20 protein-coding genes are annotated in these 20,843 nt (G+C 71.8%); 5 read left to right on the forward strand and 15 right to left on the reverse strand.

The window, feature by feature from the left end; all coding sequences use genetic code 11:
• Positions 1-40: 40 nt before the first annotated feature.
• The 5 genes from ABD329_RS36685 to ABD329_RS36705 all read right to left on the reverse strand — a co-directional run bounded on the left by ABD329_RS36685 (position 41) and on the right by ABD329_RS36705 (position 4,527).
• On the reverse strand, positions 41-769 hold the full coding sequence (locus ABD329_RS36685) for a DUF1775 domain-containing protein (protein ID WP_309142779.1): 729 nt from the start codon (positions 767-769) through the stop codon (positions 41-43).
• Positions 770-953: 184 nt separating this feature from the next.
• Positions 954-1,463 carry a pyridoxamine 5'-phosphate oxidase family protein gene (locus tag ABD329_RS36690; RefSeq protein ID WP_198278325.1) on the reverse strand — a complete coding sequence of 170 codons (510 nt, stop codon included), beginning with the start codon at positions 1,461-1,463 and terminating at the stop codon, positions 954-956.
• A gap of 47 nt (positions 1,464-1,510) precedes the next feature.
• Positions 1,511-2,995, reverse strand: a complete 1,485-nt coding sequence (locus ABD329_RS36695; RefSeq protein ID WP_198278326.1) for an MFS transporter — start codon at positions 2,993-2,995, stop codon at positions 1,511-1,513.
• A gap of 119 nt (positions 2,996-3,114) precedes the next feature.
• Entirely contained in the window at positions 3,115-3,603 is a 489-nt protein-coding gene (locus tag ABD329_RS36700) for a MarR family winged helix-turn-helix transcriptional regulator (protein ID WP_198278327.1), read from the reverse strand.
• 69 nt (positions 3,604-3,672) lie between these two features.
• Entirely contained in the window at positions 3,673-4,527 is an 855-nt protein-coding gene (locus ABD329_RS36705; RefSeq protein WP_198278328.1) for a LysR family transcriptional regulator, read from the reverse strand.
• Between the two features lie 68 nt (positions 4,528-4,595).
• On the opposite strand from ABD329_RS36705, the gene ABD329_RS36710 reads away from it, so the two are divergent.
• Entirely contained in the window at positions 4,596-5,579 is a 984-nt protein-coding gene (locus tag ABD329_RS36710; RefSeq protein ID WP_198278329.1) for an EamA family transporter, read from the forward strand.
• 75 nt (positions 5,580-5,654) lie between these two features.
• Here ABD329_RS36710 and ABD329_RS36715 read toward each other — a convergent pair whose 3' ends face one another.
• The 6 genes from ABD329_RS36715 to ABD329_RS36740 all read right to left on the reverse strand — a co-directional run bounded on the left by ABD329_RS36715 (position 5,655) and on the right by ABD329_RS36740 (position 11,538).
• On the reverse strand, positions 5,655-6,425 hold the full coding sequence (locus ABD329_RS36715) for a nucleotidyltransferase domain-containing protein (protein WP_425574428.1): 771 nt from the start codon (positions 6,423-6,425) through the stop codon (positions 5,655-5,657).
• A 188-nt stretch (positions 6,426-6,613) separates the two neighbouring features.
• The gene (locus ABD329_RS36720) at positions 6,614-7,696 is read right to left on the reverse strand and encodes an SDR family oxidoreductase (protein WP_246618588.1); all 1,083 of its coding nucleotides are present in this window, start codon (positions 7,694-7,696) and stop codon (positions 6,614-6,616) included.
• 32 nt (positions 7,697-7,728) lie between these two features.
• Entirely contained in the window at positions 7,729-8,181 is a 453-nt protein-coding gene (locus ABD329_RS36725; protein ID WP_198278177.1) for a MerR family DNA-binding transcriptional regulator, read from the reverse strand.
• 33 nt (positions 8,182-8,214) lie between these two features.
• A complete protein-coding gene (locus ABD329_RS36730) occupies positions 8,215-9,708 on the reverse strand; it encodes an MFS transporter (RefSeq protein WP_198278176.1) in 1,494 nt (497 codons plus the stop codon).
• The gene (locus tag ABD329_RS36735) at positions 9,705-10,346 is read right to left on the reverse strand and encodes a TetR/AcrR family transcriptional regulator (protein WP_246618587.1); all 642 of its coding nucleotides are present in this window, start codon (positions 10,344-10,346) and stop codon (positions 9,705-9,707) included. Before ABD329_RS36735 ends, ABD329_RS36730 begins: the two co-directional genes overlap by 4 nt.
• Positions 10,347-10,452: 106 nt before the next feature.
• A complete protein-coding gene (locus tag ABD329_RS36740; RefSeq protein WP_198278175.1) occupies positions 10,453-11,538 on the reverse strand; it encodes a LysR substrate-binding domain-containing protein in 1,086 nt (361 codons plus the stop codon).
• On the opposite strand from ABD329_RS36740, the gene ABD329_RS36745 reads away from it, so the two are divergent.
• Positions 11,522-12,022 (forward strand): hypothetical protein, encoded by a 501-nt coding sequence (locus ABD329_RS36745; RefSeq protein WP_198278174.1) that lies wholly within the window; start codon positions 11,522-11,524, stop codon positions 12,020-12,022. The two genes, ABD329_RS36740 and ABD329_RS36745, sit on opposite strands and share 17 nt — an antisense overlap.
• Positions 12,019-13,530 (forward strand): FAD-dependent oxidoreductase, encoded by a 1,512-nt coding sequence (locus tag ABD329_RS36750; protein WP_198278173.1) that lies wholly within the window; start codon positions 12,019-12,021, stop codon positions 13,528-13,530. The genes ABD329_RS36745 and ABD329_RS36750 overlap by 4 nt, the downstream gene beginning before the upstream one ends.
• A gap of 50 nt (positions 13,531-13,580) precedes the next feature.
• Here the strand turns inward: ABD329_RS36750 and ABD329_RS36755 are convergent, their stop codons facing one another.
• Both ABD329_RS36755 and ABD329_RS36760 read right to left on the reverse strand, forming a co-directional pair.
• Positions 13,581-14,036: a DUF6010 family protein gene (locus ABD329_RS36755; RefSeq protein WP_309142770.1), complete on the reverse strand. Its 456-nt coding sequence runs from the start codon at positions 14,034-14,036 to the stop codon at positions 13,581-13,583.
• Positions 14,037-14,198: 162 nt separating this feature from the next.
• On the reverse strand, positions 14,199-16,598 hold the full coding sequence (locus ABD329_RS36760) for a beta-L-arabinofuranosidase domain-containing protein (protein WP_198278172.1): 2,400 nt from the start codon (positions 16,596-16,598) through the stop codon (positions 14,199-14,201).
• 138 nt (positions 16,599-16,736) lie between these two features.
• Here ABD329_RS36760 and ABD329_RS36765 point away from each other — a divergent pair, with 138 nt between their 5' ends.
• Entirely contained in the window at positions 16,737-17,474 is a 738-nt protein-coding gene (locus tag ABD329_RS36765) for a class I SAM-dependent methyltransferase (RefSeq protein ID WP_198278171.1), read from the forward strand.
• Positions 17,475-17,571: 97 nt separating this feature from the next.
• Positions 17,572-18,426 carry a hypothetical protein gene (locus ABD329_RS36770; RefSeq protein ID WP_198278170.1) on the forward strand — a complete coding sequence of 285 codons (855 nt, stop codon included), beginning with the start codon at positions 17,572-17,574 and terminating at the stop codon, positions 18,424-18,426.
• Positions 18,427-18,468: 42 nt separating this feature from the next.
• On the opposite strand, the gene ABD329_RS36775 is transcribed toward ABD329_RS36770, so the two are convergent.
• The gene (locus tag ABD329_RS36775; protein ID WP_198278169.1) at positions 18,469-18,864 is read right to left on the reverse strand and encodes a hypothetical protein; all 396 of its coding nucleotides are present in this window, start codon (positions 18,862-18,864) and stop codon (positions 18,469-18,471) included.
• A 110-nt stretch (positions 18,865-18,974) separates the two neighbouring features.
• Positions 18,975-20,798 carry a glycoside hydrolase family 43 protein gene (locus ABD329_RS36780; RefSeq protein WP_198278168.1) on the reverse strand — a complete coding sequence of 608 codons (1,824 nt, stop codon included), beginning with the start codon at positions 20,796-20,798 and terminating at the stop codon, positions 18,975-18,977.
• Between the last annotated feature and the right edge of the window lie 45 nt (positions 20,799-20,843).

Consider the following 20,843-nt stretch of genomic DNA (forward strand, 5'->3'; position numbering starts at 1 on the left):
CGTTCCGCTCGGCGCGGCGAGGACCCCGGTGGTCCTCGGATCATTCGGTGTCCGAGCCGCCCGAGGCGCGCCGCTGCTGGAACAGCACAAACCCTCCGGCCAGGGCGAACAGACAGACGCCGATGATGATGCCCACGGCGGGCCACGCGGATCCGCCGTCGGATGTAGCGGCCTTCGAAGGTTCCTTGCCGTCCGACCTCGTCACCTCCCTCTCCGGCTTCGGGGAGGCCGAGGGCGAGGCCGAGGCGTCGGGGGCGGCGCCGACGGCCGCGGCCTTGAGCTTCAGCAGCGGGGCGGGATTCTCCGGCTCCGGCTCTCCGTCGCGGGCCACCTCGATCCACCGCGACACCTTGCCGCCCTCGTAGGTGTCCACGGTCTTGAAGGCCAGCGATGTGGCATTGGGCAACTGCCGTACGGCGACACTGTGTTCGACGTTCTCGCCGGGTTTGAGCGCCGGGCCGCCGACCGAGTAGCCGTCATCGGTGGCCTTCAGCTTCCAGCCCTTGGGGGCCTGCTTCAGCTTCACATCGCCGGGGTCGATGCCCTTGGGCAACACGGTCCGGATCTCGGTGAAACCGGCCCCCTCGTCCTCCGCCTCCGACTCGAACGTCAGCGTGACGTTCTTCGCCAGGGCGCGGGGGTCGGAGGCGCTCACCTCGGTGTGGGCCAGGGCGGGGGCCGCCGCCGCGAGGACGAGCGCCGAGGCGGCGACGGCCAGGACGCCGATCCGCCGCGGCCTCGGACGGGACGGCAGACGATGTGCTTTCACGGTATCTCTCCTCGTCCAAGTGGCGGACACCCGAGCCCTCCTCACCGGTCACCCGGCGCGCTCACCAGGCGCGTTCACATTCCCCGGTACGTACGGCCCGGGCGCGATGTTCATCGTCGCCCAGACCGGAAGCCCGTTTGCCAGGCGCAGCGGTCCGTTCCGCGGGGAGCAAGGAGTTCCGGCGTCAGGTGGTGGGCATGTCGAGGGCCGTTCCGTACAGCCGGGACACCCGGATCCTGATCACGACCCGCCGGTCCGCCACCAACTGCTCCAGGAAGGCCGTCTCGTCGTGTGGATCGGTGAAACCGGGTGTCATGGACAGCAGTTCCCGCCCGACCGCGTCCCCGGGGACGGCAGTCACCTCCGACACCTCCGCTTCGCCCTCGGCGACCGCGAACGACCAGCCGTCCGGTGCGCCCACATGCACGGCGGCATGAGGGTCGCGGCGCAGCTGACGCACCTTGAGCCGGTCGACGGTCGAGGAGATGCGCAGCACGCGCTCCTCGGGGCTCCACTGGTGGATCACGGTCGACAGATGGGGGTGGCCGCCGCGCTTGACGGTGGCGAGCACACTGAACCGCTGGTCCCGCAGGGCCTTGGACAGCTCCTCCTCGGTGAGCACCCGGGGCGCGGGTCCGGCACCGGGCTTGGTCTCGGCGCCGTCCGCCGGGCTGTTGTTCTCGGTCGTCGTCATGCGGATGAACCTTTCGCTGGTGGGGGTGGTGACGGAGGAGGAGGGGATCAGGCGGTGGTGACCGGTGTGGCGGGTGGATTGGCGTTCCGCGGCATGGCGGGGGGCTTCCGCGCGGGTCCTCGCAGGACGGTGAACGCCACCGCGAAGGCCGCCACGATGAGCCCCGTTCCGACGGCGAAGGCCAGGTGGTAGCCGCCGGTCAGCGCCTCGGCCCGGCCCCTGCCCCGGGCGATCAGGGCGTCCGTGCGGGAGGCGGCCAGGGTGGACAGCACGGCGACGCCCAGCGCCATGCCGATCTGCTGGGTGGTGTTGAACAGCCCGGATACCAACCCGGCCTCGCCCTCCTTCGCACCGGACATTCCGAGGCTGGTCAGCGCCGGGAGCGCCAGCCCGAAACCGGCGGCGAGCAGCATCACCGGGAGGAGGTCGGGGAGGTACCGGGCGTGCACGGGGACGCGGATGAGCAGACCGAGCACGCCGGTCAGGAGGGCCAGCCCGGTCAGCAGCACCGCGCGGTCGCCGAAGCGGGCGCTGAGCCGCGCGGAGACACCGAGGGACACCGCGCCGATGGCGATGGCGGCCGGGAGCATGGCCAGACCGGTCCTGGTGGCGTCGTAGCCCAGCACATTGCGCAGATAGAGGGCGACGAGGATCTGGAACGAGAAGAGCGCGGCCACCATCAGGAGCTGGACCAGATTGGCCCCCGCCACCCCGCGCGACCGCAGGATCCGCAGGGGCATCAGCGGGGTGCGGGCGGTGGTCTGGCGGACCAGGAACAAGGCGATCAGGAGGAGCGAGACGGCGCCGAGGCCGAGTGTGTGGGCCGCCGTCCAGCCGTAGTCCGCCACCTTGACCACGGTGTAGATGCCCAGCATCAGCCCGGCCGTGACCAGCAGGGCGCCGAGGACATCGGCGCCGGCCGCGAGGCCCGGCCCGCGGTCGGCGGGCAGGACGGGTATGGCGACCGCGAGCGTCAGCAGTCCGATCGGCAGATTGATCAGGAAGATCCAGTGCCAGCTGAGAGCGTCGGTGAGGAGGCCGCCGAGCACCTGGCCGATCGACGCTCCGGCGGCGCCGGTGAAGCTGAACACGGCGATGGCCTTCGACCGTTCGGCGGGTTCGGTGAAGAGCGTGACGAGGATGCCCAGGCTGACCGCCGAGGCCATCGCGCTGCCGACCCCTTGGAGGAACCGGGCGGCGATCAGCACCGCGGGGGAGGTGGCCACGGCCGCGAGCAGCGAGGCCGCGGTGAACACCGCGGTACCGGTCAGGAACACCCGCTTGCGCCCGATGAGATCGCCGATGCGGCCCCCGAGCAGCAGCAGACCGCCGAACGCGATCAGGTAGGCGTTGACGACCCAGCTGAGCCCGGCGGGGGAGAACCGCAGATCGCTCTGGATGGCGGGCATGGCCACGGTCACGATGCTGCCGTCGAGGATCACCATCAGCATGCCGGTGGCGATGACCCCGAGGGCCAGCCGACGTGACGGGGGGACGCGGGGAGGCAACGGGTCAGGCGAGGTGGCGGACATGCGGACACTCCTGTCAGTAGGCGCGACAGGAGTGACCGTAGCAGATGGTTTTGTTGCAGACTATTTTTTTCGGCTCTACTTGGAGGTGCGGCGGGACGGGCCGCGCGGGTGTCTCCGTGCTACTTCTCGCGCTGTCTGGCCCTCCGGGCCGGGCGGGGGCTCTCGGCGGGCGTGGCCAGATGCCCCTCGGACAGCCGGGTCAACGCCCTTACCAGCGCGGTGCGTTGGGTCTCGGGGAGCGCCCCCAGTGCCTCGCGGTGGACGCGGTCCACGATCTCCTGGCTCCGCTCGGCGATCCGCGCGCCCTCCTCGGTGACCGCGATGATCCGGGCCCGGCGATCGTGGGTCGAGGCACGCCGCTCCGCGAGGCCCGCCTTCTCCAGGGCATCCACCGTCACCACCATCGTGGTCTTGTCCATGTCGCCGATCTCGGCGAGCTGTGCCTGGGTGCGCTCCTCCTCCAGGGCATGGACCAGTACGCAGTGCATCCGCGCCGTCAGCCCGATCCCGGCGAGCGCGGCCGACATCTGGGTGCGGAGGACGTGGCTGGTGTGGTCGAGGAGGAACGACAGGTCGGGTTCGGTCTTGGTGGGCGCCATGGCGGTCATATGGCCCAGGGTAACAATTCGATCCGTACTGGATTATCCGGAACAGTCCATATGGGGCCGGGTCAGGGGTCAGCCGTTGCGGTAGAGGGTGGTGAGCAGTTCGACCGCGGTCTGGGTGGCGGGGTGCGGGTCGTCCCGCCACCAGGCGAGGCGTACCGCGATCGGCTCGGCGTCGCGGACCGGCCGGTAGGCGATTCCGGGCCTCGGGTACTGGTTGGCGGTGGACTCCGCCGTCATGCCGACGCAGCGGCCCGCGGTGATCACGGTGAGCCAGTCGTCCACGTCGTGGGTCTCCTCCGTGGCGGGCCGGGAGTCGGGCGGCCACAGCTCCGCGGTGGTGGTGCCGGTCCTGCGGTCGACCAGCAGGGTGCGCCCGCTGAGGTCGGCCAGCCGGACCGAGCGGCGCCTGGCGAGCGGGTCGTCGGCGGCCACGGCGCACAGCCGCCGCTCCAGTCCGACGATGGCGGAGTCGAAGCGGCGCTCGTCGAGCGGTCTGCGCACCACGGCCAGGTCGCAGACGCCCTCCGTCAGCCCCGCGGTGGCGGAATTGACGCGGACGAGATGCAACTCCGTCTCGGGATACGCCTGGGCCCAGCGGCGCTGGAAGGCGGGGGTGTGACGGCCCAGCGCGGACCAGGCGTAGCCGATCCGCAGATGGGCGTGGCCCGATACGGCCTCCCGGATCAGCCCGTCCACCTCGGCCAGCACCCGCCGGGCGTGCGCCACCACGCGCAGCCCGGTGCCCGTCGGGGTCACCTCGCGGGAGGTCCGCCGCAACAGCTTTGTCCCCAGGGCGCGTTCGAGCGCGGCCAGGGTCCGGGATACGGCCGCCTGGGAGACGCCGAGCGCGATGGCGGCGTCGGTGAAGGTGCCCTCGTCGACGATCGCGACGAGGCAGCGCAGTTGCCGCAGCTCCACATCCATACGTACAGCGTATAGATGGAGCGCTGAACGCATTTTGTGCATGCATGGGCCGGGCGCACGATCGACGCATGCGACTCGCCCCCGCGTCACGCACCCCGTCCCCACGAGCGACGGAAACCGCACACCGCACCGCACCGACCCCTGCCGACTCCGACCTGGAGCAGGGCCTGGAGCAGGGCCCGGAGCAGGGCCCGGCCCTCGACCTTGATCAGCGGCCGACCGGACGGCGGTTCGCCGGTGTGGCCACGATGATCGGAAGCGGGCTGTCCAACCAGACCGGCGCCGCGATCGGATCCCAGGCATTCCCCGTCATCGGCCCGATCGGGGTCGTCGCCGTCCGGCAGTACGTGGCCGCGATCGTCCTGCTGGCCGTCGGCAGGCCCCGGCTGCGGAGCTTCACCTGGTGGCAGTGGCGGCCGGTGGTGGGGCTCGCCGTGGTGTTCGGCACCATGAATCTGTCCCTGTACAGCGCCATCGACCGCATCGGCCTCGGGCTGGCCGTGACCCTGGAGTTCCTCGGCCCGCTGTGCATCGCGCTCGCCGGCTCACGGCGCCGCGTGGACGCCTGCTGCGCGCTGGTCGCGGCGGCCGCCGTGGTGACCCTCATGCGCCCGCGTCCTTCGGCCGACTATCTGGGCATGGGGCTGGGGTTGCTGGCCGCCGTGTGCTGGGCGTCGTACATCCTGCTCAACCGCACCGTGGGGCGGCGGGTCCCCGGCGCCCAGGGGTCGGCGGCGGCCGCGGGGATCTCCGCGCTGATGTTCCTGCCGGTCGGGATCGCCGTGGCCGTCCACCAGCCGCCGACCGTGAGCGCCGTGGCGTACGCCATCATCGCGGGCGTCCTCTCCTCGGCCGTGCCGTACCTCGCGGACCTGTTCACGCTGCGCCGAGTGCCCGCCCAGGCGTTCGGGCTCTTCATGAGCGTCAACCCCGTCCTGGCCGCGCTGGTCGGTTGGGTCGGTCTGGGGCAGAGCCTGGGGTGGACGGAGTGGATCAGCGTGGGCGCCATCGTCGTGGCCAACGCGCTGAGCATCCTCACCCGGCGCGGCTGAAGGACCAGCGGGGGGACCCGGGGGTGGACCCGGAGGTGGGCCCGGGGGCGGAGCGCGCCGCCCCCGGGCCACCGCTCAGCCCGCGGCCTCGAACAGCGCCTCCGCGGTGGCGATCGCCTCGGCCAGGGCGGTGGGCTCCGGCCGCAGCCCCGCCACGATCGTGTCGATGGCACGCAGGTCCGCCCGCTGGAGGAGCCGTTTCTCGTTGGTGACCCACTCACCGCGCGCCGCCAGCACCGCGTGCGCCGTCTGGACGGCGGCGGTCGCCAGCGCCCCCGCGACCTCGGTGGCCTGGCCGCGTCCCACGTACGCGGCCGAGGCGTACCGCAGGGTCAGGGCCGCGCGCCCGCGCCACACCGGGGGCGCCGCCTCACGCAGCGCCCCGGGGTACTCGGGGCGGGGCAGGGTGCCCCGCAGCACCTGGTTGAGGGCGAGTTCGGCCACCACCAGATAGCTGGGGATGCCCGCGAGGTGGAACATCAGCGGTTCCCAGTGGAAGCGGCCCAGCCGTGATTCGGCGAGTTCGTGTTCCACCACCTCGAGGTCGCGGTAGTGGATGTCCACGCGCCGTCCGTCGACCGTCAGCCAGGCGCCCCCGTTGAAGACACCACCGCCCCACTCGCCGAGCTCGGAGACCTCGCCCTCCCAGCCCACGGCCCGCAGCGTGGCCGGGTCGAAGCCGCCCCGGTAGTACAGGGCCAGGTCCCAGTCGCTCTCCGGGGTGTGGGTGCCCTGCGCGCGCGAGCCCCCGAGGGTGACGGCGTGCACGGCGGGCAGGGCGGCGAGTCGCTCGGCGACATCGTCGAGGAACGTGTCGTCGGTCATGCGGAACATGTCGTCGGTCATACGGATCCGATCGGGTGAAGTGGATGACTGGTGCCGCGGGCACACCGAACACACGCCGGAGCACAGGCTCTAACGGCGGCGTCGGTACGGATCGGTGTGCCGGGTCATCACTCCATGACGCCGACCTTACCGCCCCCGTCAGAGGGCGGCGGCGGTCAGGGGCGGATCAGCCGGCGGTCAGGGGCGGATCAGTCCTTCACCAGGCCCAGGCGGAACAGGCTCTCCGCGGTGTCGAGGATGGTCGTCACCGGGTCGCGCGGGGTCCAGCCGAACACGGAACGCGCCTTCTCGGTGCGCAGGATCGGTACCCGCTCCATCACGCCGACCGCTTCCCGCGCTCGTTCGTCGTCGAACTCCCGCGTGGGCACCCGGGCGGCGCGCTCTCCGAGGTGCTCGGCCAGTACCCGGGCGATCCACAGGAAGCTGACGGTCCGGTCGCCGGCGGCGAGGAAGCGCTGTCCGGCCGCGGCGGGATGTGTCATGGCCCGGAGGTGGAGCTCGGCGACATCGCGTACGTCCACCATGCCGAAGTGCGCGCGGGGGACGGCCGACATCGCCCCCTCCAGCATCGCCCGGACGTGTTCCGTCGAGGCGGACAGCCGGGGGCCGAGTGCCGGACCGAAGATCCCGGTCGGGTTGATCACCGTCAGTTCGAGGCCGTCCCCCTCCTTCGCCACGAAGTCCCAGGCGGCCAGCTCCGCGATGGTCTTCGAGCGGATGTAGGGCGGGTTGTCGTCCTCGGGGTCGGTCCAGTCGCTCTCGTCGTACTCGTCACCGTCCTTGCGGCTGTATCCCACCGCGGCGAACGAGGACGTCATCACGACCCGCTTCACACCCTGGTCCCGTGCGGCCCTCAGCACACGAAGGGTGCCGTCCCGCGCGGGGACGATCAGCTCGTCGGCGTTGTCCGGCTGGACGGAGGGAAACGGTGACGCGACGTGGTGGACATGGGTGCACCCCGCCATCGCGTCGTCCCAGCCGTCGTCCGTGGTCAGGTCGGCGCTGACGATGTCGAGCCGCCCGCCGGGATCGACACCGGAGGCCGCGACGGCCGCCCGGACGCTCGCGGCGGCACTTGCCGTGGCGCCGGTGGCGGCGCTCGTGGCCGAGCCCTGTGAACGGACCGTGGTACGTACCCTGTGGCCGCTCCGCAGCAGGCCGCTGATCACATGGGTGCCGACATAGCCGCTGCCTCCTGTGACCAGGACGAGTTCGCCACTGACGGCGTCGGCCTCGGTGCCGGCGGCCATGGGAGTCGTCTTGCCTTCCATGGTTTTCTCGGGGTTCCTTTCCAGATGTGTGCTCACAGCGCGTCCATGACGCGCGTGACCTCGTCGATCACCCGGCGCTCCGCATCGGCGTCTCCGCGCTCCCGCGCGTCCCACATGTCCGCCTTGAGCCGCAGATAGCGCAGCCGGACCTCCATGAGCGCGATCTCCCGCTCCAGGCGGTCCGCATTGCGTTGGAAGAGGTCACGCAGGGGAGCCGCGCCCTGATCGCCTTCGTCGAGGTGGCCGAGGTAGGCGCGCATGTCCCGCATGCTCATGCCGGTGGACCTCAGGCACCCCAGCGACCTGATCATCTCCACCACGGAGGGGTGGTAGCGCCGGTGGCCACTGTCCCGGTCGCGGTCCACGGCGGGGATCAGGCCGATCTTCTCGTAGTAGCGCAGTGTCGGCTCCGAGAGGCCACTCAGCCTCGACACCTGCTGGATGGTCAACGGGGAGCCCCGGACCTCTGTTCTCGTCGCTGTCATAGGACGAGCATCCGATACTTGAAGCGCTTGAGGTCAAGCGCGCCGATCGGCCTTTGCGGGGACGGCGGACGCGGAAGTGGGCGCGCCCGGGTGCTTCCCGGCCGTGGCGACGGGGATGTCCCGCATGAGGAGCAGCGCCCCGAGGGCCAGGAGCCCGGCGGCGCCGCCGCTCCAGGCGACGGTGGAGCCGATGGCCGTTGCGGTGGGCGCGGCCGCGCCGGAGTGGCCGATCAGGGACTGGGCGCCGGCCAGGCCGACCGCGCCCCCGAGCTGCTTGGTGAGCGCGGAGCCCGCGGTGGCGGTGCCCATGTCCGCACGCGGGACGGCGCTCTGGGTGGCGATGGTGAGTCCGCCCATGGCCGGTCCGGCGCCGAGCCCGACGAGCAGCAGCAGAACGGACGTCAGCGTGAGAGGCGTGGTGGCCCGCAGGGCGACGAAGGCGGCGGTACCGCCGGTGAGCAGCCCCGCGCCGATCAGCAGGACCGGTTTGACGTGCCCGCTGCGCAGCACGGTGGCCGCGGTGAGCCGGTTGCCCAGGGTCATGCCGATGAGCAGGGGGAGCAGCAGCAGTCCGGAGGCGGTGGCCGAGTGGCCGCGGACGTGCTGGAAGTACAGCGGCAGGAAGATCCCCACCGGCACCGCGGCGACCTGGAAGAAGAATCCGGCGGTCAGCAGGGCGGTGTAGGTGCGGTGCCGGAACAGCCGCGGGGGCAGGACGGGGACGGCGGCCCGTCGCTCGACGGGTATGAGCGTGGCGAGCAGCCCCAGACCGCCGAGCAGACAGCCCAGCACGGCCGGGTCCGTCCACGAGGGCGCGTGTCCGGCGGTCGCGTTCCCCTTGAGGCTGAGGCCGGTCAGCGCGAGTGAGAGCCCCGCGGCGAGCAGGAGGATCCCCGCCACGTCGAGCCGGCCGGACGGCGGGGTGGCGGGCCGGAGGTCGGGCAGGGCCAGGGCGATGACGGTCCCTGCGGCCAGCCCGAGCGGGAGGTTGAGCCAGAACGCCCAGCGCCAGCCGGTGTGATCGGCGAGCAACCCGCCGAGGAGCGGGCCGCCGACCATGCCCAGGATCATCATGGCGGCCATCGCCGTCTGCATCCGGATCAGACCCTGGGGGCGGGACGGCGGGTGGAGGTCGCGGACCAGTGCCATGCCGAGGGTCAGCAGGGATCCGGCGCCCAGGCCCTGGAGCGCGCGGGAGAGGATCAGGGCGGGCATGGAGGCGGACAGACCGCAGGCGATGGAGCCGATCAGGAAGATGGCGAGCCCGCCGATCAGCAGTCGGCGGCGGCCGTGGAGGTCGGAGAAGCGGCCGTAGACCGGCACGCTGACCGAGGAGGTCAGCAGATAGGCGGTGACGAGCCAGACGTACCAGGAGTCCCCTCCGCCGATCTGCTCGACGATGCGGGGCAGCGCGGTGCCGACCACGGTGCCGTCCAGCATGGCCAGGAAGGCGCAGCCCAGCAGGGCGAGGGTGACCAGGGTCCGACGGCGTTGCGGGAGCGCTTCGTACGCGTCGGGTCCGGTCACCGGGCCTCTCCTGGCGCCACGAGCGCACCGTGCAGGAAGAGGTCCACGACTTCCTCGGTGGTCAGCGGGTCGGGGGCGCCCAGGCGCCCGGCCGACATCAGCGTCAGCTGGAAGGCGTCGGCGAGCCGTTCCGGGGCGAGTCGCAGGCGGTCCCGGTCGGGCTCGAACAGCGCGGCCAGCGCGGCGCGCGGCCGGACCAGGCTCGCCTCGCGGTCCGGGAGGCGCCCGTCCTTGCCGGGCTTGGGCGCCATGCGCTCCAGCCGCCCGGCCGCCGCGAGCGCCCCGGCGACCGCGCCGATGCGCGCCATGTGTCCGCGCACCACGTCGGCCGCCTCGGCGAGCCGGTCCGCAAGCGGCTGGTCCAGGTCGATCGACTCCAGATGGGCCACGGTGTCATCGGGCCGTAGGGCCTCCGCCATACAGGCCGCGAGCAGGGCGTCCTTGTCCTCGAAGACGCGGAAGATCGTGCCTTCCCCGATGCCCGCTGCCCGGGCGATCTTCGCCGTCGTCACGGTGGCGCCGTATTCGACGACGAGGGGGAGCGCGGCGGCGACGATCATCGCGCGGCGCTGATCGGGATCCATGGCCGGAGCACGGCGACGGGGCGGGGTGGCGGGGTTCTCTGCCTTCGCTGTCATACCGGTACCGTACGGAGTGAGTACTCACTCCGTCAACGGTGTGCGGCTGCGCGGCGCGCGGCCACAAGGGGAGCGGCGGTGAGGGCTTCGGCTTCGACGTGGTCGGTCAGCGCGCGGCGAGCAGGGCCCGGCGCAGGGCGCGGCCCGCTTCGGACGGGGGATGGTTGCGCGATGCGGCGAGGCCGAGACCGTGCAGCGGCGGTGGATCGGCGAGATCGACCTGGGTCAGGCCGGGCTGCGAGGTGATGGTCTCCTCGGCCGCGAAGGCGAGCCCGAGCCGCCGCCGGACCATGGTCAGGGCGGTCGTGGTGTCGACGACCTCCAGTGCCACGGTGCGCTGGACTCCGGCGGTGCCGAAGAGGCTGTCGACGATGGTGCGGTCGCCCCACCCCGTGGGGAAGTCGATGAAGCGGCGGTCGGCGAGGTCGGCGTAGGTCACGCCGTGGGCCTCGGCGAGGGGGTCGTCGGCGCGGCAGGCCAGCCCGAGGCGTATCCGCGACACATCATCGATGATCAGATCCGGGCCGAGGACGGCGGGGCCGTGCGGGGGCACCGGCAGCAGCATCAGGTCGAATCTGCCCTCGCGCAGGGCGGTGGCGTGTCCGGCCAGCGGACCGGTCGAGTGGCGCAGCCGCACCACCACGTCGGGATGCTCGGCCTGAAACGCGCCCAAGGCCCCGAGCAGGTCGAACGAGCCGGTGGACAGCACCATCCCGAGGGTGACCGTACCGCTGAGCCCCCCGGTGAGACGGCCCATGTCATCGCGCGCCCGCCGCGCCTCCGCGAGCAGGATCCGGGCCCGGGTCAGCAGGGTGCGCCCCGCGGTGGTCAGCTCCAGGCTGCGGTGCGAGCGGTCGAAGAGCGCGGTCTGGAACTCCTGCTCCAGCCGGGCCACGGCGGCGGAGGCCGCCGACTGGACGACGTGTTCCCGCTGGGCGCCGCGGGTGAAGCTGCGCTCCTCGGCCACCGCGACGAAGTACGCCAGCTGCCGGAGCTCCACCGTCATCTCCATCCGCGATGCCACACAGCACACATCATCGTTGGACACGATACCTCTGGGCCCGCCACCGTGGAGGGGGAAGCGGAACGCCCCGGCCGGACGGCCCGGTTCGGCGCCGCGCACCGCCAACTTGCCCCCGTGCCAGCGCACTTCACCATGGAAGGCATCCATCGTCATGAGCGTCTCAGCCATCCAGATCGGGCTCCACCCCGATGCCATCGACTACGAGGCGCCGGAGTTCGCCGCCTTCGCCGGTCTGAGCCGGGAGGCGTTGCGCGCCGCCAACGACGACAACCTCGCCCTGCTGCGCGACGCCGGATACGAGGCGGACGGCTGTCAGATCGACTTCGGGGAGACCGCCCTGGACACCATCCGCGCCATGCTCGGCCGCAAGCGCTACGACGCGGTCCTCATCGGCGCCGGGGTACGGCTCACCGCGGGCAACACACTGCTCTTCGAATCCATCGTCAACCTCGTCCACACCGCGCTGCCCCACGCGCGGCTCATCTTCAACCACTCCGCCGCGGCCACCCCCGACGACATCCGCCGCCACTACCCCGACCCGGCGTCCACCGTTCCCCTCGACATCCCCCGCGACCTCGAGGAGGCCGCGCAGAAGAACCCCGCCAACGCCGCCCGTCCCGAGGCCGCCCACGGCCCGCGGGAGACCCGATGACCGCCCCGGCCCGGCCCCACGACGAGGCGGACCCGGACCTCCACACCACGGATGTGCTCGTCGTCGGCGGCGGCCCGACCGGAATGACCCTGGCCGGGGATCTGGCCCGGGCCGGACGCGCGGTCACCGTGCTGGAACGCCGGCCGGCGGTCCACCCGTCCAGCCGTGCCTTCGTCACCATGCCCCGCACCCTGGAGCTCCTCGACAGCCGTGGTCTGGCCGACGACCTCCTGGCCGAGGCGAACACCACCGAAGCCGTCCACCTGTTCGCGGGCGCCACGCTCGACCTGACACAACTGCCCTCCCGCCACCGATACGGCATGATCACCCCGCAGACCAACGTGGACCGGGCGCTCGAACGCTACGCCCGCGACCAGGGCGCCCAGGTGCTGCGCGGCACCGAGGTCAGCGGCCTCGCACAGGACGCCGACGCGGTCACCGTCACCGCGCGCCCCAACGGCGGCGGACCCGCCTCCACATGGCGAGCCCGGTACGTCGTGGGGGCGGACGGGGCGCACAGCACCGTCCGCGACCTCCTCGGCGCCGACTTCCCCGGAAGCACGGTCCTGAGCTCCGTGGTGCTGGCCGATGTCCGCCTCGCCGACGGCCCCGCCGGGAACGGGCTCACCCTGGGCAACACCCCCGAGGTCTTCGGCTTCCTGGTGCCGTACGGGAAGGCGCGCCCCGGCTGGTACCGGTCGATGACCTGGGACCGCCGTCACCAACTGCCCGACAAGGCCGCCGTGGAGGAGGCGGAGGTGACCCGGGTACTGGCCGAGGCCATGGGGCGCGACGTCGGAGTCCGTGAGATCGGCTGGCACTCCCGGTTCCACTGCGATGAACGCCAGGTCCGCTCCTACCGGCACGACCGGGTCTTCCTCGCCGGGGACGCCGCCCACGTGCACTCCCCGATGGGCGGCCAGGGCATGAACACCGGCATCCAGGACGCGGCCAACCTCGCCTGGAAGCTCGACCTCGCCCTCGGCGGCGCCGACCCGGCCATCCTGGACACCTACCACCGGGAGCGCCACCCCGTCGGCCGCCGTGTCCTGCTCCAGAGCGGTGCCATGATGCGCGCCGTCACCCTCGGGCCGCGCCCGGCGCGGTGGCTGCGCGACCGCCTGGCCCCGGCCGTGCTGGGCCTCGGCCGGGTGCGCGACACCGTCGCCGGAAGCTTCACCGGTGTCACCCTGCGCTATCCGCGCGGACGGCGACAGCACGCACTGGTCGGCACCCGCGCCACCGAAGTCCCCCTCGCCGAGGGCAGGTTGACCGAACGACAACGGACCGGTGGCTTTCTGCTGGTCCGCGAGCAGGGCGCGTCGCGCGTCGACACCACGGTGGCCCAGGCCGAGCGCGTCGACTCCGGCCCCGCCCTGCTGGTCCGGCCCGACGGCTATATCGCCTGGGCCGGACCCGGTGTCCGTACGGACCGCCCCGACGGCTGGCACACCACATGGCGGACCTGGACCGGCCCGGCCGCCGGAGCGGTACGCGCCCGGCGCTGAACAGATGGGTGCGGAGAGGGCGCCGGGCGGGCGGCCCGGCGCCCACGCGCTCATCCGTTCCCCGCCGACCGCCCGGTGGACAGGGCGTCGGGCAGGGCAGCGGCGGCCCGCTCCTCGGGCCGTTCCCCGCGGAAGAACCGGAGCAGCGACGGGCCGCCCCGGAAACACCACAGCGCGATGACCGGGTCGCAGATCGCACAGCCCAACGAGGAGCCATGGGCGAACGGGACGATGGGGTTGCCCTTGATGTGATGCACGATGTCCCACGCGGTGTGCAGCAGCCAGCCGATGCCGATGAAGGTCCACGACTCCAGGCCACGGTAGGCCACATAGGTGGCGACCACGGTGAAGGCGAACTCCCAGCCGTCGAGACCGCCGCCGCTGAGGTAGGCCGCGCCCGCTCCGCCGACCATGATCGCGTTGAAGCGTCGGCGGTGCGGTTCGCGAATCAGGGACATCAGGAGCGCGTAGAGGAGTCCGATGAAGACCGGAGCGATGTATTGGATCATGCCGAAGAACTTCCTGCGGGTAACGGGACGCTGGCCGCCGGCACGGCGACGGTTCATCACGCTAGATCCGCCCCCGGCCGCCCCACAGGGCCATTCCCGACACGTTCCAACGGATAATCGCCGGGCCACGGCGTCCGCCCGGCCACGCTCAGGGTCCGATCACACCAGCCGCCACAGATGGTCATCGGTTCCGTTGTCCTCGTACTGCACCACCTGGGCGCTGTTGGCGGTGGACATGCCGTCGACCCCCAGCACCTTCTGGCTGTTCCTGTTGAGGACGCGGAACCATCCGTCGCCGTTGTCCACCTTCCGCCAGAGGTGATCCGCCGTGCCGTTGTCCTCGTACTGGACGACGATGGCGCTGTTCGCGGTGGACATCCGGTCGACGCCCAGCACCTTGCCGCTGTGGCCGTTGCGGATCAGGAACCAGCCGTCGCCCCGGTCGATCCACTGCCAGGCGTGGTCGCCCGTCGGTGTGTTGTCGAACTGCACCACGCGGGCGCTGTTGGCCGTGGACATCTCGTCGACGGCGAGCACCTTGCCGCTGTGCTTGTTGAGCAGGCGGCGGAAGGGCGGCTCCGGGGTCCACGCCCGGCCGTCCGGCGCCGCCGTCGGAAAGCAGGTGATACGCAGCCGGGCGGCACCCATGGGGATGAGGGTGACCGTCTCCGACGGCGTAGCGGCCCGGGCCGGGCTCTGTTGCAGCGGGGTGACCACATGCTCGTCGTCCGAGACCCACTCGGGGATGCGGCGCGCCTGGGCGGTCATGCGGACCGGGGTGCCCTCGTGGGTGAAGGGATTGGCGGCGAGCGGACCGTCGTCGCGGGTGAGCACGGGGAGGGCCCCGGGAGCGAGGCCGTAGTTCCACGGAGTGGTGGCGTGCACTTCGTACTCGGGGAAGGCGTCCGTGCCGGCGTAGCGCTCGAAGTCCTCGCCGATGCGCAGCGAGTACGTCAGCGGGCCGTGGTCGACGCTGACCGCGCCGTGCTGCGCCGACCAGGTCCGCAGGGCGGTGCGCTGCGGCAGGCGGATCGTCACCACATCGCCGTCCGTCCAGCTCCGGTCGACCTTGACGAAGGCCGGACCGCCGCGCGCGGCCACCGCCCGGCCGTTGACCTCGATCCGGGGGTTCTCGCACCAGCCGGGGACACGCAGATGGAGTGGGAAGGCCACCTTCTCGGGGGTGGACAGCGTGAGTGTGATGGTCTCGTCGAACGGATAGTCGGTGTCCTCGGTGACGGTGACCGTCGTACCGCCCGCCACCTTCGCGGTCACCTCACAGGCGGCGTACAGTGCGGCGGCGAGCCCCTTGTCGGGCGTGGCCAGCCACAGCTCCTCGCTGAAGTACGGCCAGCCCATGCCGTAGTTGTGCGGACAGCAGCGGTACTGGTCGACGCCCGGCTGGTACGACTGCATCGCGAAGCCGTTCTGGAACTGCCCCTGGGACTTCACCGCGTTGTTCAGATCGATGCTGTTCGCGCTGGTGATGTAGTGGGTGCCGGTGCCCTGGGGGTCGAGGGCGGCGGGCAGCATGTTGAACGCCAGGTCCTCGCAGCGGTTCGCCCACACCGGGTCGCCGGTGATCCGGGTCAGCAGCTCATGGCTGGCCATGAACTCGACGATGCCGCAGGTCTCGAAGCCCTGCCGGGGGTCTCCGAAACCCGGGCGGTAGTTCTCGTCCCCGGCGATGCCACCACCCGGGAACTGGCCGTATGCGCCGAGCACCGACGTATAGGCGCGGTAGGTCGCCTGTCTGAGCTCGGCGGCGCCGGTCAGCTGGGCGTACTGGGCGGGCTCGCGGAAGCCCTGGGCGATATTGACGTTGTGCGGGGTCGGGATGTCGTCGACCCAATTGGCGCCGTACGTGTGCATCTTCTGGACGAGGTCGAGGAGGAACGCCTCGCCGGTGCGGCGGTGGAGCCATATCGCGGTGTCGATTCCGTCGCCCCAGCGGTAGGAGACCCAGCTGGAGTCGAAGGCGCCCGGACCCTGTGCGTTCATGAAGCGCAGGAAGCGGGTGAGGAAGGGCACGACGCGCTGGTCGCCGGTGAACTCCTCATGGGTGCGCAGAGCCATCAGGAGGGGGAGGAACGGCCAGAAGTCGGGGCCGCCGTTGAGCTTTGTCCGCAGGGCGCGCGGCCCGAAGAAGCCGTCGCCCTGCTGGGTGGCGAGGATGGCGTCGATCCATCGGCGGGCGTTGGCGAGCGCCGTCCGGTCGCGCGTCGCCACCGCGAGAGGGACATAGCCACGCAGCCAGTAGGGCACCTCCTCCCAGCCGTCCCGGTCCGGATGGGTCCACCCGGTGGCGTCGATGTCGAGGAAGTGCGAGCGCTCCTCGTACCGGCCGCAGAGGCCGTGGAGTTGCAGGCGCAGCTGCTCGGCCAGCCAGCCGCGCGGGGTGATGCTCCCGGACGGGAGCCGGTCGAAGGCGTCGGACAGCGGGGCCCTTGGCCGCCGGGCCGGGGCCGCCACGGCGTCCGTGGTCAGGTGCCCGGCGAGCGCGGGGGCGCCGAGGGCGAGGGCGCTGGTGCGGAGGAAGCGACGTCGGTCGAGGGGCATCGTGCGGCTCCTGTCGGTGGGGTGCCGAGGAAGACGGGTGGTGCCTGACATCGTTGTCGCGCATCACAGCACGCCATCGGCGCGCTGTCCATAAGTTCGACGGGCCGTCCTGCCCGGATGGGCTCTATGCTGAGCGCGATGTCCGCACCTCAGGGCCAGGGCCCCACCTTCCGTGAACTCGTCGTCCAGGCGCTGTCCTCCGTCGAGCGCGGCTACGATCTGCTGGCCCCGAAGTTCGACCACACCGCGTACCGGACATCGGCCACGGTGCTGGACTCCGTGACCGGCGCCCTGCGCCCGCTCGGGCCCTTCGACAGCGGCCTCGACGTGTGCTGCGGAACCGGCGCGGGCATGGGCGTGCTGCGCCAGGTGTGCCGCGAGCGGATCACCGGCGTCGACTTCAGCGCGGGCATGCTGGCCGTGGGCCGGGAGCGTGCGCGGGCGGTGCCGGACGCCCCGCGCACGGACTGGGTGCGCGCCGACGCGCGCGCCCTCCCGTTCGGGCCGGTCTTCGACCTGGCGGTGAGCTTCGGGGCGTTCGGCCACTTCCTGCCGCGCGAGCGGCCCGGGCTCTTCGCCCAGGTCCACTCCGTGCTCCGCCCGGGCGGCCGGTTCGCCTTCCCGATCGTGGCACCGGCCCGCCCGGGGTCCCGGCCCTACTGGTCGCTCCTGGCGTTCGACACCGCGATGCGGGTGCGCAACACGGTGTGGCGGCCGTCCTTTGTGATGTACTACCGGACCTTTCGCCTCGGGGATGTGTGGAAGGAGCTGGTCGGGGCTGGGTTCGAGGTCGAGCTGCGAGCCCTGGAGGACCTCGGCCGCCGGGCGGACGGCAGCCCGCGCTGCCGGCTGGTGGTGGCCACCCGGCCGGTGTGAACGGGCCGCACGCCACGGCCGTCGTTCGGCGGCAACCGAAGCGGCCGCGGCGGCGACCTGAGGCTGACATCGTGTCAGCTACCCAAGGGAGTTCACAGTGCGCCCATTCCTCGCGCGCCTGGCCACCGTGCTGGCCGCCCTGGCCGCGCTGGTCGCCGCGCCCGGTGTCGCGACGGCCGCCCCGTCGCGGGTCGCCGACGACTGGAACCCGCCCGCGAACCTCGTACAGCCGCTGGGCGAGGTGTGGAACCACGTCGAGTCGACCTATCCGGACCTCTACGGCTTCCGCAACTACGGCTGGGACCAGGTCATGGCCAACAGGGGAAGCGTCAACTACTGCGTCCGCTGGGAGTCCGACGCCCCGGTCAGCGCCGCGCTGCGCGACCAGATCCACGCCGCGCTGAAGAAGCAGTTCGCCAAGTGGATGGCGGCCATGGTGGAGAACGGCAAGGGCCACAACGCCTGGCCGTACACCAGCGTCCCGGTCAACATCGTCGGCTGGGCGGTGAAGAACCGCTCGACGCTCCAGTGGACCGACAACTCGGTCGACATCTACGCCGGAAACCTCGACAGCGGCGGCGCCCCGCAGTGTTCCCCCGACTGCGGCCGCTTCTTCCACCAGGACGGCAATTACTCACGCTGTCCGGGCGGTGCGGCCCGCCACTACGACCAGTCGCTGTGGCTGACGAAGGGGTTCCAGGGCGGCGCCGGCGGGGACTGGGGCCAGCGCGTGGGACAGGAGTACTTCACCGGTGCGCTGAACCAGGAGAACATCCACATCTACCTGCATGAAGTCGGCCACACCTTCGGCCTCGACGACTTCTACGACTGGACCCCGACCGGTCAGTGCTGCTTCCTCATGAAGGCGGGCAGCGCCACACAGATCACGGAGTTCGACACGTGGATGCTCCGTGACTTCTGGCGCCACCTCAAGAACCGCTACGGCCTCTGAGCGCTTCCCCCCGCCCTTGGCGGGCAGGGGAAGTCGGCCCGCTCAGAAGTCGCATTCGCCGCGCCAGGTGAGGCTGGTGATGGTGGCGTGGCCACCGATGATCAACTTGTAGTCGCCGGGGCCGGGGTTGACGTGGAGGCACCTGTCGTACAGCCGTCCGTTGAGGACCCAGGTGGCCCGGATGTGATCGTGGCCCGGCTGACGGGTGCCGTTGTTGAAGATCGTGCTGCCGACGATGCTGGTCTGGTGGGACCCCCGCCGGTTGCCGGTCGTCTTGATCACGGCCGGACCGACGGTGCCCACGTTGCTGTCGAACACGCAGACGTTCCCCGAGGGGCAGCCGGGCGGACTGGGCTCGGCCGACGCGGTGGGCGCACCGGCGAGTACGGCGACGAGGGCCGCGGACATGGCCGCCGTGGCGGCGAGGCGCTGGTGCATGGTGTTCCTCCCGGCTTCCGCGGGGCGCCCTCCTGGGCGCCCCTTCCGGCAGACAGGGCACCACGCGGACAGGGCACCACAGTCCTCGGGGACTGGTCCCGAACCGCCCGTCATCGGCCATCTACGAGGGAATCGGACCCACTCGGACCCATCCGGAACCAGTCGAACTCCGCCACATCGCCCGGGCGCCCGGGAGCCACGCCGTCCGTGCCGTCGACCGCCACATCGCCCGTATGGCCAGCCGCCACGCCACCCGTGCCGTCCGTCGACGGACCGCTCGCGAAGAGCCCCAGCGTCGCCCCGATCCACTTGCCCGCCGTCGCCGGGAACGGCGCTCCGAGCGGCGTGAACCCCCGCCCGTCCACATCGGCCGCGAACTGGCACACCGCGCCCGGCCGCACACTCACCCGGAGCCGTACGGCCGAACGCCCCCTCCGCAGCGGCACCGGCGTGACGGCGTCCTCCTCGGTGGCGTCCCGAGCCGCGGTACGGCAGACGAGGACGGTCCGGTCGCCGTCGTGGCGCAGCCCCACCCAGGCGTAGGTCTCACCCAGGACCACCAGCCCGGCCCGGGACCCCGTCGTCGTGGTGGACAGGCTCATCGAGGTCGTCGCGGTGAACGACTCGGCGGGCAGCCGCTGGGCCAGCACATTGGGCAGCAGCCGGAGGTCATGGGCCACCGGGCTCGGCCGGCAGATCAGCGCGAGCCGGCTCGGGAAGCGGCGCAGCGACCACCATGCCGGATCGGCGTTCGCCTGCCACATCCACTGCTTCCCCAGCTCCGTCCCGGTGAAGTCGTCGCTGGTGGCCGGGGCGGTCACCTCGGTCCGCCCGTTCACCCGCGGCTTGGTGTGCACCAGCACCGGCGCGCCCCGGCCGCTGCCGTCGTCGGCGCCCATCACCGGCCAGCCGTCCGCGCGCCACCGCATCGGCTGGAGGTGCACCACCCGTCCGTAGGCCCCGCGGTCCTGGAAGTGCAGAAACCAGTCCTCGCCACCCTCGGTGGTCACCCACGCTCCCTGGTGCGGCCCGTTGACGGGGGTGTCGCCCTGGGCGAGCACGATGCGGTCCTCGTACGGGCCCCAGACCGAGCGGGAGCGGAAGGCCGACTGCCAGCCGTTGGTGACGCCTCCGGCCGGGGCGAGGATCCAGTACCAGCCGTCCCGCTTGTAGAGCTTCGGGCCCTCCAGCGTGGTGTAGCCGGGCAGGTCGTCGCCGTTGATCACGATCCGGCCCGCGTCCAGCAGTGCGGTCCCGTCCGGGCTCATCCGGTGCAGGGTCAGCCGGTTGTTGACGCCGCTGCGGCTCTTCGCCCACGCGTGGACCAGATACGCCTGCCCGTCGTCGTCCCACAGCGGGCACGGGTCGATCAGCCCCTTGCCCGGCTTGACCGGACGCGGTGTGCTCCACGGCCCTCGCGGGTCGGTGGCGGTCACCACGAAGATCCCGAAGTCGGGGTCGGGGTAGAAGATCCAGAACTTGCCGTCGTGATGGCGCAGGGCCGGGGCCCACACCCCTTCGCCGTGCCGGGGCTCGCTGAAGTGGTCCTTGGGCACCAGCTCGGTCAGGGCGTGTCCGATGACGGTCCAGTTGACCAGATCGACCGACCGCAGTACGGGCAGTCCGGGGACGCGGTTGAAGGTGGAGGCCACCAGATAGAAGTACGGGCCCACGCGGATCGCGTCGGGGTCGGACCAGTCGGCGTTGAGCACCGGGTTCTGATAGCGGCCGTCGCCCAGGTCGGCCACCCACGGCAGGTCCGCCCGGGTCGGCTCCGCCTCGCCGGGTGTCACCGTGCCACCTGCCCCAAGCGTCTCGTCGGGCCGTGGTGTTGCCGAAGCTGGGGTGGCGCCGCCGATGGCGCCGAGCACCGTCGATCCGGCGACCGCGCCGAGGCCGGTCCGTAACACCTGCCTGCGACCGTGTTCGCTCACTGTTCCCTCCGGGGCGACTCATGGGTGTGGTGCGTCCGTCGGTAA

Origin of the sequence: Streptomyces javensis, from assembly GCF_039525925.1 — a bacterium.
Taxonomy (GTDB): domain Bacteria; phylum Actinomycetota; class Actinomycetes; order Streptomycetales; family Streptomycetaceae; genus Streptomyces; species Streptomyces asiaticus.